The organism is Amaricoccus sp. (assembly GCF_017993425.1).
Classification (GTDB): Bacteria; Pseudomonadota; Alphaproteobacteria; order Rhodobacterales; family Rhodobacteraceae; genus Amaricoccus.
The window spans coordinates 1-9,694 of the sequence record NZ_JAGOMQ010000074.1; the positions used below are offsets into that span (position 1 = coordinate 1).

Annotated in this window: 8 protein-coding genes and 1 tRNA gene; 4 read left to right on the plus strand and 5 right to left on the minus strand. The window is 70.2% G+C overall.

Features of this window, described 5'->3' with window-relative positions:
- Positions 1 to 371: 371 nt before the first annotated feature.
- Entirely contained in the window at positions 372 to 1,028 is a 657-nt protein-coding gene (locus tag KBB57_RS19490) for a transposase (RefSeq protein WP_290753945.1), read from the plus strand.
- Between the two features lie 635 nt (positions 1,029 to 1,663).
- Here KBB57_RS19490 and KBB57_RS19495 read toward each other — a convergent pair.
- A tRNA-Asp gene (locus tag KBB57_RS19495) sits at positions 1,664 to 1,740 on the minus strand.
- Between the two features lie 166 nt (positions 1,741 to 1,906).
- Here KBB57_RS19495 and kynU point away from each other — a divergent pair.
- Positions 1,907 to 3,166, plus strand: a complete 1,260-nt coding sequence (gene kynU / locus KBB57_RS19500; RefSeq protein WP_290753947.1) for a kynureninase — start codon at positions 1,907 to 1,909, stop codon at positions 3,164 to 3,166.
- 137 nt (positions 3,167 to 3,303) lie between these two features.
- On the opposite strand, the gene ccoS is transcribed toward kynU, so the two are convergent.
- Genes ccoS through ccoG form a run of 4 tightly spaced genes read right to left on the minus strand, consistent with a single transcriptional unit; the run spans position 3,304 to position 7,631 of the window.
- A complete protein-coding gene (gene ccoS / locus KBB57_RS19505) occupies positions 3,304 to 3,504 on the minus strand; it encodes a cbb3-type cytochrome oxidase assembly protein CcoS (protein ID WP_290753949.1) in 201 nt (66 codons plus the stop codon).
- Complete coding sequence (locus KBB57_RS19510; protein ID WP_290753951.1) at positions 3,501 to 5,714, minus strand: heavy metal translocating P-type ATPase; 2,214 nt, start codon at positions 5,712 to 5,714, stop codon at positions 3,501 to 3,503. The genes ccoS and KBB57_RS19510 overlap by 4 nt, the downstream gene beginning before the upstream one ends.
- A 10-nt stretch (positions 5,715 to 5,724) precedes the next feature.
- Positions 5,725 to 6,204, minus strand: a complete 480-nt coding sequence (locus tag KBB57_RS19515) for a FixH family protein (RefSeq protein ID WP_290753953.1) — start codon at positions 6,202 to 6,204, stop codon at positions 5,725 to 5,727.
- Complete coding sequence (gene ccoG, locus KBB57_RS19520; protein ID WP_290753956.1) at positions 6,201 to 7,631, minus strand: cytochrome c oxidase accessory protein CcoG; 1,431 nt, start codon at positions 7,629 to 7,631, stop codon at positions 6,201 to 6,203. The genes KBB57_RS19515 and ccoG overlap by 4 nt, the downstream gene beginning before the upstream one ends.
- 297 nt (positions 7,632 to 7,928) lie before the next feature.
- Here ccoG and KBB57_RS19525 point away from each other — a divergent pair, with 297 nt between their 5' ends.
- Positions 7,929 to 8,297 (plus strand): MerR family DNA-binding transcriptional regulator, encoded by a 369-nt coding sequence (locus tag KBB57_RS19525; protein WP_290753961.1) that lies wholly within the window; start codon positions 7,929 to 7,931, stop codon positions 8,295 to 8,297.
- 8 nt (positions 8,298 to 8,305) lie between these two features.
- The coding region (locus tag KBB57_RS19530; RefSeq protein ID WP_290753958.1) for an acyl-CoA dehydrogenase family protein at positions 8,306 to 9,694 on the plus strand (1,389 nt) is incomplete at its 3' end.

Here is a 9,694-nt window from a genome sequence, read left to right on the forward strand (position 1 = left end):
CGGCGACAGCCTCGCCGACAACATCAGGGAGGACCTCACCGCCTGAACCAGCCGCCGCAGCAGGCCATCACCGGCCAACTTGGTTGTCGGTGCCGGACATCGAGGTTGACGCGCTACAATGGGGTGCTGCCTACACCAAGAACAGCCTCGCCGAGACTTCAGAGACATCCGCAAGCTCGTGTTCCCAGGAGACACGCGGCAGTTGCAAGACATGCGCCGCACCGGGGCCGTCGAGGCCCAGTCGGGTGGCGCTGATCTCAGAGCCTGTGAATCTTTCCGTCGGCAAGGGCCGAACGGTGATGTTTGGGGGAGTCAGGCGTGACTGTGCTGGGTAGGATGGGCATGATGATTGTCCTTTTGAGTGAGGCCCGATGGCTGCCGATGAGCAAGACGGACTGTTCGATGGGCTTCCGGAGCGGGCTGCGCCGGCTTGCGAGGGCGGCGGGCGGCCGCGATTGCGCAAGGCGGTGCGCGGTCAGGTCGAGCTGCGGGCCTTGAGCCTCGACGACCTGGTTCCGGCCGGTCATCGTGTCCGTCTTGTCTGGGCCTTCGCCGAGCGGCTCGATCTCGGGCCGCTGTATGGGGCGATCAAGGCGGTTGAAGGGCATCCGGGCCATCCGCCCGCCGATCCGCGGGTGCTGATGGCGGTGTGGCTGTATGCGACGACCGAGGGAGTGGGGAGTGCGCGGGCGCTGGCCCGGCTGTGTCGGGAGCACGTCGCCTACCAGTGGCTGTGTGGTGGCGTCGGTTTGAGCCACAAGACCCTGTCCGATTTCCGGGTCGATCACGGCGCGCTGCTGGAACGGCTGCTGATCGACAGTTTCGCCGCCCTGCTGAAGGCCGGGGTCGCCAGCCTCGCGCGGGTGGCGCAAGATGGGGTGCGGGTTCGGGCGAGCGCCGGGGCGGCCTCGTTCCGCCGGCTCTCGACCCTGAAGGAGTGCCGCCAGCGGGCGGAGCAGGCGGTCGCGCGGCTGCGCAGCGAGCTCGAGGACGACCCCGCCGCCGCCAGCCGGCGCAGGACGGCGTGAGGCATGTGCATGTCTTGCCCTAAGAGTGCGGCCAACGCCCTCCACGCGGGACGAATGGCGCACCGATTTTAGGCTGACAGTTTCCGACGGACTCCTCGAGCGAGGAGGTCAGGTATTTACCGGCACCCGTTGTCGCGATCTGGGGTCAGGATGCGTCCCAGGTAGTGACGTTAGTCCGCCTCGCGTGGAGGTCGTCTCGGCCGCTTCTCGTCCCGGCGGTGGTCCCACTACGAGACATGCCTACCGCCGTCGTCGTCGTCAATCCCCTCCGCACAACAACATCGCTCGTCCCCGCAAGGCCTCGCCGCCGACCCCGTTGCGTACGGCCAACGCTGCGGCGGGGCGGGCCGCCCTGCCGCATAACTCAGTCCGCCGCAATCGCGGAGCGGCGACAGGCGCAGAGCAGCGTATGGCGTCAGATCACAGACGTGGGGCAAGCACCGGCCCGAAAGAAGGTGATGACTCGAAGGCCCATGCGTAGGACGGGCGACAGAGCAACGGTGAAGGGGGGCGGCCCGCGTCTTAACCAGCCGCCAGGAAGCGCACACAATCGCGCCAAAGTGGGCGGGCTAGTGGGAGGTGCTCCGGCCTTGCCGGAGAAAGTTTCAGCAATAACAGCCTGTTCTGGGAGTTAGTGGCGCGGTTGACGGGGCTCGAACCCGCGACCTCCGGCGTGACAGGCCGGCACTCTAACCGACTGAGCTACAACCGCGCACCGGCGCGAACCGCAGGGGCGCGCCGTGGCTCGCATGTAGAGAGACCCGAGGGGGGCGTCAAGCCGCATTCTCGCACGGGGCAACGCCCGCGCGCCGCAGGCTTCCGCTTGAAGGGATGCCGATAAGGCGCCACGGTCGGCGCAAGAACCGGGGGGAAGCCGCATGTCCGATGATGCATTCTGGGCGTCCGCGCTGGCAGCGGCCGTGGCGGAGGACGCGAACGACGCGCTTGCAGGGGCGCGGGGTCGGTTTCGCCTCCCGCCGGGGATCATCTATCTCGACGGCAACTCTCTCGGTCCCGCGCCGGAGGCGGCGCTCGCGGAGATCGAGCAGGCGGCGACCCGGGAATGGGCGCGCGACCTGATCGGCAGCTGGAACAGCGCCGACTGGTTCGCGCTGCCGACGGAGTACGGCGACCTGCTTGCCCCGACAATCGGAGCGGAGCCGGGCGAGGTCGTCGTCTGCGACACCGTCTCCATCAATATCTTCAAGATGTTGCACGCCGCCTTCGCGATGCGCCCGGACCGGTCGGTCGTCGTGGCCGAGGCGGGGAGCTTCCCGACCGACCTATACGTCGCCGAGGGAGCGGTCGCGACCTGCCCGGGGGCGCGCCTCCGGCTCGAGGGGGTCGACGGGCCCGACATCCTCGATCTGATCGATGCTGACGTGGCGGTCGTGCTGGTCAACCAGGTTGACTACCGTACGGGTCGGTTGCGCGATCTCGCCGCGGTGACGGCGAAGGCGCATGCGATGGGCGCACTGGCGATATGGGACCTCTGCCACAGCGCGGGCGTGGTCGAGGTCGGGCTGAACGCCGGTCGCGCGGACATGGCGGTCGGCTGCACCTACAAGTATCTCAACGGCGGGCCGGGCTCCCCCGCATTCGTCTTCGCCGCGCGGCGGCATCACGCGGAGATCCGTCAGCCGCTCTCCGGCTGGTGGGGTCATGCCCGCCCCTTCGCCTTCGACCGCGGCTATTCCCCCGACCCGGGGATCCGCAAGTTCCTGTGCGGCACGCAACCGATCCTATCGTTCCGCGCCATGCGGGCAGGACTCGCGATGTTCCACGACTTTCCCATGGCGGCGATCCGGGCCAAGAGCCAGGCGCTGACCGACCGCTTCATCGCGCTGACGGGCGATACGCTGGGCGCCTACGAGGTCGATCTCCTCAGCCCGCGCGAGGCCACCGCGCGCGGCAGCCAGGTCGCGCTGACCCATGCCGAGGCCTACGCCGTAACGCAGGCGCTCATCCATCGCGGCGTCGTCGGCGACTTCCGCGCGCCCGACGTGATGCGCTTCGGCTTCGCGCCCCTCTACCTCTCGCACGCAGACGTGGTCCGCGCGGCGCGCACCCTGCACCAGGTGCTGGCGGGCGGCTGCTGGGACGCGCCGCAGTACAGGGCCAGGGCCGCCGTCACCTGAGCAACGCTCGGGGCGGATCGACGGCGCCATGTGCGCGGCGCCGGCGCGCGCCGCGGGCAAGACGGCGAAACCCGCGCGAGGTCGACGCGGCGCCATGGGTCCGGCCGGAGGCGGCGGCATTTGCCGCTGGCGCGCCGTCAACTCTTGCGGCGCTCGGGGCGGCGCTTGCCCGGGATCGGGTCGGGGGCGGGATGGTCGTCGTAGCGGCCCGAGAGGATGCGGGCGGCCTCGCCCTCCGGATCCTCGTACTGGTTCTTGCGCAGCAGCCACAGGAAGCCGGCGAGTCCGATGCCGCCGAGAATCAGCGAGGCCGGAATTAGGACGACGAGCACGTTCATCGCCGATCACCGCCGAGGCGGAAGGCGTTGAGGCACACGGCGAGCGAGCTGCCCGACATGGCGAGGGCGGCGAAGAGGGGGGTCACCAGCCCGGCGAAGGCGACCGGGACGGTGATGACGTTGTAGGCGAAGGCGAAGACGATGTTCTGGACGATCCGGCGGCGGGCGGTGACGGCGATGCGCCAGGCCTCGGCGACGGGCGCGAGGCGCGAGCCAACGACGATCATGTCCGCGGCGCTGCGGGTCGCGTCGACCGCCGAGGCGGGCGAGATTGAGACGTGGGCGGCCGCGAGCGCCGCGGCGTCGTTGAGGCCATCGCCGACCATGAGAACCTTGCGCCCCGAGGCGCGCATGGTCTCGAGGCGGGCGACCTTCTCCTGCGGCGTGGCCCCTGCGATCCAGTCGTCGATGCCGAGCTCCGCAGCGAGGGCTGCGACCGGCTCGGGCGCGTCGCCGGAGAGGAGCGTGATCGACAGGCCCGCGGCGCGGAAGACCGCAACGACCGCCGCGGCGTCGCCGCGCGCCTCGTCGGCGAAGAGGAAGGCCACGGGCTCCGCCTCGTCGACGCGCAGCCAGGCGACGGTGTGGGCTCCGCCGTGCTCGGCGCCGATCCACTCGGCGCGACCGAGACGGACGGGGACGTCGTCGACGAAGCCTGCCGTGCCGAGTCCGGCATGCTCGGTCACCTCGGCCGCGCGCGGCACGTCGAGGCAGGCCGCGGTTGCGGCGGAGACGACGGCGCGCGCAAGCGGATGGGCGCTGTTCTCTGCGAGCGCGGCGGCGAGCGCGAGATCGCGCCGCGAGATCGCCTCGGCGTTGACGAGCATCGGACGGCCGGTGGTCAGCGTTCCGGTCTTGTCGAAGACGACGGTGTCGATCTCGGCGAGGCGCTCCAGCGCGGCGCCGTCCTTGATGAGCACGCCCTCGCGGTAGAGCCGACCCGAAGCGGTGGTGAGCACGGCCGGGACGGCAAGGCCAAGGCCGCACGGGCAGGTGATGATGAGGACCGCCGCGGCGACGTTGGCGGCGACGCGCCAGTCTTGCGCCCCGAAGCCCCAGACGAGGAAAGCGAGGATCGCCAGCGCATAGACCATCGGCCCGTAGATGCGCGCGGCGCGGGAGGACAGCGTGGCGTAGCGGGTGCGGCTGCGCTCCGCCGCCTCGACGAGCCGGCCGATGCGGCGCAGGAGGGTGTCCTCGCCCAGAGCGTCGGCGCGTACCTCGATCGGGCCTGCGAGGTTGGTCATGCCGGCGCGCACCCCGGCGCCCGGGCTCACGGTTTCCGGCATGGTCTCGCCAGTCAGCATCGAGGCGTCGACGTCGGATCGCCCCGCGACCACGGCGCCGTCGACCGGAATGCGGGCCCCCACCGGGACGGCGACGAGGTCGCCGGGACGAAGCGCGTCGACAGGTACGGTCTCGCGGCCGCCGTCGGGGCGAATCCGGGTGGCCAGGCGCACCTCGAGCGCGGCGATCTCGGCTGCGGCCGAGCGCGCGGCGGCTCGGGTGCGGTGGGCAAGGTAGCGGCCGATCAGGAGGAAGAAGGTCAGCATGATCGCGGCTTCGAAGAAGGCTTGCCGCCCACCGAGGATGGTTTCCCAGAGCGAGACCGCCGCCGCCATCAGGATCGCGGTCGAGATCGGCACGTCCATGTCGAGGCGCCGCGCCGCGAGGCTGCGGGCGGCGGAGGCAAAGAACGGCCAGGCCGAGAACAGCACGGCCGGTAGCGCGATCGCGGCCGACAGCCAGTGCATCAGTTCGCGCGTCGAATCGGTGGCTCCGGACCAGACCGCGATCGACAGGAGCATGACGTTCATCGAGGCGAAGCCCGCCACGCCGATGCGGGCGAGGAGATCGCGGCCCTCGGCGTCGATGCGGGTGGCGTCGAGCACGGCGGGATCGAGCGTGCGCGCGGGGAAGCCGCGGCGTTTCAGGGCGGCGATCAGCCGGTCCTCGGCCCCGGGCAGGTCCTCGGCGGTGACGGAGACGCGCTTCAGCCCGAGATGGACGCGCGCCGCGGCGACGCCGGGCTCGGCCGCAAGTGTCGTCTCCACCCCCTCGATGCAGGCGGCGCAGTGAATCCCCGGGAGCGCCAGGTCGAAGCGGCGCAGCGCCGCCGTGGCGGCGGGTCGGGCGGCGGCGTGCGGCGGCTCGGGGGCGGCGGCGCAGGCCGGGCAGGCGGCGAGGGCGGGAGAGTCGACGTAGGTCATGGCGTAAGACTTACCGCTCGGGTGCGAGATAGAGCGGCTCGCGGCGGTGGTAGGCGGCGCCATTGGCGGCGACGGCGTCGACGCGCACCGTCCAGATGCCGTCGGCGAGCGGCGCCACGGCGGTCCAGCCGCGCGGCGTCTCCACGAGGGCGAGCGCGAGATCCTCGCGCACGGTGGTCGGGCGCCCGACGACGACGGACAGCGTCGCCGGGCGAACCACGTGGCCGGCGGCGTCGACGATCTCGACGTCCAGCGCCCCGTCCGCGTGACCGAGCGCCAGCGTCCAGCCCAGGGCCTCCTGCGCCCTGCGGTCGCGGTCGAAGGTCTGGCTCGACACGTAGCTGTTATCGACGGCGACCCCGGAGAAGGTCGAGACGGCGAGATAGGCGAGAAGCAGGTTGACGCCAATGATCACCCCGAAGGCGGCGAGCGCCATCGCGAGAACGTGGCGGCCGGTGATCGGCCGCCCGGCGTCGGAGCGCCCGTTCATTGCCCGCGCCCCGTGAAGACGGTAGCCTCGCGCGCCTGCCGGCCGCTGCCCGTATCGCTGACCACGATATCGACCGGGGAGAGATCGCTGTCGGCGGCAGGGCTGTCCTTCGGCGCGGTGAGGTAGGCGCGCTGGCGGAAGGTGCTGTCGGCCGGCACCGACACGACGAGGCCGTCGGCGCCCTGCAGCTCGAGCGCGATGTCGCCTTCTCCCTCGACCGACAGACGGAAGTCGCGGTCGTAGCCGGTCATGTTGCGCAGGCGCAGCTCGTAGGCGTTGCGCACAGACCCGTCGGACAGCGTTATGTTGACCGGGTTCCGCACCTTCTCGATCGAGAAGGTAAGGTCCGTGCGCAGGAAGAGTGCGGCCACGAGGGCGAACCCGATCCCCGACCAGAGCGCGAAGTAGATCAGGATGCGCGGGCGGAAGATGCGCCTTGCGACCGGCGTGTGCGGGCCGCCCGCGGCCTCGGCCTCCAGGTCGTGCAGGGTGACGTAGTCGATCAGCCCGCGCGGCCTGCCGATCTTGCCCATGACGTCGTCGCAGGCGTCGATGCAGAGCGCGCAGGTGATGCAGCCCAACTGCTGGCCTTCGCGGATGTCGACGCCGGTCGGGCAGACGTTCACGCAGGCCGAGCAGTCGATGCAGTCGCCGACCGACTCGGCTTCGGGGCCCTTGCGGAGCTTGCCGCGCGGCTCGCCGCGCCAGTCGCGATAGGCGACGGTGAGGGTCTGTTCGTCGACCATCGCCGACTGGATGCGTGGCCAGGGGCACATGTAGATGCACACCTGTTCGCGCATGAAGCCGCCGAAGACGAAGGTCGTGGCGGTGAGGATGCCTACGGTGGCGTAGGCGACGGGCGGCGCGGAGAGGGTGACGAATTGCCGGGCCAGGGTCGGCGCGTCGGCGAAATAGAAGATCCAGGCGCCGCCGGTGGCGACTGCGATCAGCAACCACACCGTCCACTTGAACGCGCGTTTGCGAATCTTCTCGGCGTTCCAGGACTGATTCCACAGCCGGACGCGGGCGTTGCGGTCGCCCTCGATCCAGCGCTCGACCAGGATGAAAAGGTCGGTCCAGACCGTCTGCGGGCAGGTGTATCCGCACCAGACGCGGCCGAGCGCCGCCGTGAAGAGGAAGAGGCCGAGACCGGCCATGATCAGCAGGCCGGCGACGAGGTAGAACTCCTGCGGCCAGATCTCGATGAAGAAGAAGTAGAAGCGGCGGTTGGCGAGGTCGACGAGCACCGCCTGGTCGGGCAGGTTGGGCCCGCGGTCCCAGCGGATCCAGGGCAGGATGTAGTAGATGCCGAGGGTGATCCCCATGATCCACCATTTCAGCGTGCGGAACTTGCCGTAGACTCGTCGCGGGAAGATCGGCTCACGAGCGGCGTAGAGCGACGGCGGCTCAGCTGCGGAATGGGTCATCGGTCGGCTCTCCAGGCTGCTGGGCCGACCCTATACCTAGAAACGGGGATGTGCGACGGCATTGATCGCGATCAAGCCACGCCCGGCCGGCGCTCGCGTGCGCCAGCCACGCGACCAAGCCGGAATGCGCGAGAAAGGCGAATGACGTCGCGTCATGTTGACGCAAGCGTCAGCTTTTCGCCTTGCGCCACGCATGAGGCGTCGTCATCTTCCGGTACGCGACAGGCGGCGAAGGAGGCGGCCGTGGGCGACTCCGGCATGGAGAGTGCGGCGGAAGGGTTGCTCGGCATCGGCGAGATGCGGGCGCAGTTCGACGTCACCGCGCGGACGCTGCGCTTCTATGAGGCGAAGGAGCTGTTGTTCCCGATCCGCGAGGGGCAGAAGCGGCTCTACACCCGCCGCTGCCGGGCGCGGCTCGAGCTGATCCTGCAGGGCAAGCGCTTCGGCTTCAGCCTCGAGGAGATCCGCCAGCTCCTCGGCCTCTACGACCTTGACGACGGCCAGACGACCCAGCTCGCGCGGACCGTGGCCATTGCGCGCGAGAGACTGCGCGCCATGATCGCCCGGCGCGACGAGATGACGCTGGCCATCGACGACCTGGAGCGCCAGATCGCCTGGGGCGTCCGCACGCTATCCGGGCGCGGCGTCGCGCTCGCCGCCGAGTAGGAGTTTCCATGGCCGCCTATACGCCGCCCCTGCGCGACCTCGATTTCATCCTGCACGACGTCCTCGCCATCTCGGCGGACGACATCCCAGGTTACGGTGATCTCGATCGCGAGACGACCGGCGCGATCTTCGAGGAGGCGGGCAAGATCGCGAGCGACGTGCTCGCCCCGCTCAACGCCGTCGGGGATCGCGAGGGTTGCCGGCTGGAGAACGGCGTGGTGCGCACGCCCGAGGGGTTCAAGGCGGCTTATGACGCGGTGGCCGAGGGCGGATGGATCGGGATCGACCTCGCGGAGGAATACGGCGGTCAGGGGATGCCGCACATCCTCAACACCGCGATCGGGACCATGCACGCCGCGGCGAACATGGCGCTCAACATGTACTGGGGCCTGACCCACGGGGCCTACAACGCCATCGAGGCCCATGCGAGCGACGAACTGAAGGCGAAGTGGCTGCCGAAGCTCGTTACCGGCGAATGGTCGGGCACCATGAACCTGACCGAGCCGCATTGCGGCACCGACCTCGGGCTGCTGCGCACCCGCGCCGAGCCTCAGGAGGACGGAGCCTACCGCATCACCGGGCAGAAGATCTTCATCTCGGCGGGCGAGCACGACCTGACGGAGAACATCGTCCACCTGGTGCTGGCGCGCATTGCGGGCGCGCCGGAGGGGGTGAAGGGGATCAGCCTCTTCATCGTGCCGAAGTTCCTGGTGAAGGAGGACGGGGCCCTTGGCGACCGGAATGCGGTCTCCTGCGGCCACATCGAGGAGAAGATGGGCATCCACGGGAACGCCACCTGCGTGATGAACTACGACGGCGCGACCGGCTGGATCGTCGGCGAGCCGCACAAGGGCCTGCGGGCCATGTTCACGATGATGAACGAGGCGCGGCTCGCGGTGGGCGCGCAGGGGCTGGCGCAGGGCGACGCGGCCTATCAGATCGCGGCGTCCTATGCGAAGGAACGGCTTCAGGGCCGGGCGGCGGGCGCGCCGGCGAACCCGGGGGGGCCGGCGGATCCGCTGATCGTGCATCCCGACGTGCGTCGGGCGCTGATGGACCAGCGGGCCTTCGTCGAGGGCGGCCGCGCCTTCCTGCTGTGGGCGGCCAGCCTGATCGACCGCCACCAGCGCACGGGCGACGCCGCGGCGGACGGACTGGTGTCGCTGCTGACGCCGGTGGTGAAGGGGTTTCTGACCGACAAGGGGTTCGAGGGCGCGGTGCAGGCGCAGCAGATATTCGGCGGGCACGGCTACATCGAGGAGACCGGCGCGAGCCAGTTCGTGCGCGACGCCCGGATCGCCATGATCTACGAGGGCGCGAACGGGGTGCAGGCGCTCGACCTCGTGGGTCGCAAGCTCGGGGCCGACGGCGGCAGGCATGTGATGGCGTTCTTCGAG

What these genes read in the sequence shown, in the direction of transcription:
- KBB57_RS19490 (WP_290753945.1), top strand. Translation starts at nt 372, where the DNA reads ATGGCTGCCGATGAGCAAGACGGACTGTTCGATGGGCTTCCGGAGCGG.
- kynU (WP_290753947.1), top strand. Translation starts at nt 1,907, where the DNA reads ATGTCCGATGATGCATTCTGGGCGTCCGCGCTGGCAGCGGCCGTGGCG.
- ccoS (WP_290753949.1), bottom strand. Translation starts at nt 3,504, where the DNA reads ATGAACGTGCTCGTCGTCCTAATTCCGGCCTCGCTGATTCTCGGCGGC.
- KBB57_RS19510 (WP_290753951.1), bottom strand. Translation starts at nt 5,714, where the DNA reads ATGACCTACGTCGACTCTCCCGCCCTCGCCGCCTGCCCGGCCTGCGCC.
- KBB57_RS19515 (WP_290753953.1), bottom strand. Translation starts at nt 6,204, where the DNA reads ATGAACGGGCGCTCCGACGCCGGGCGGCCGATCACCGGCCGCCACGTT.
- ccoG (WP_290753956.1), bottom strand. Translation starts at nt 7,631, where the DNA reads ATGACCCATTCCGCAGCTGAGCCGCCGTCGCTCTACGCCGCTCGTGAG.
- KBB57_RS19525 (WP_290753961.1), top strand. Translation starts at nt 7,929, where the DNA reads ATGCGGGCGCAGTTCGACGTCACCGCGCGGACGCTGCGCTTCTATGAG.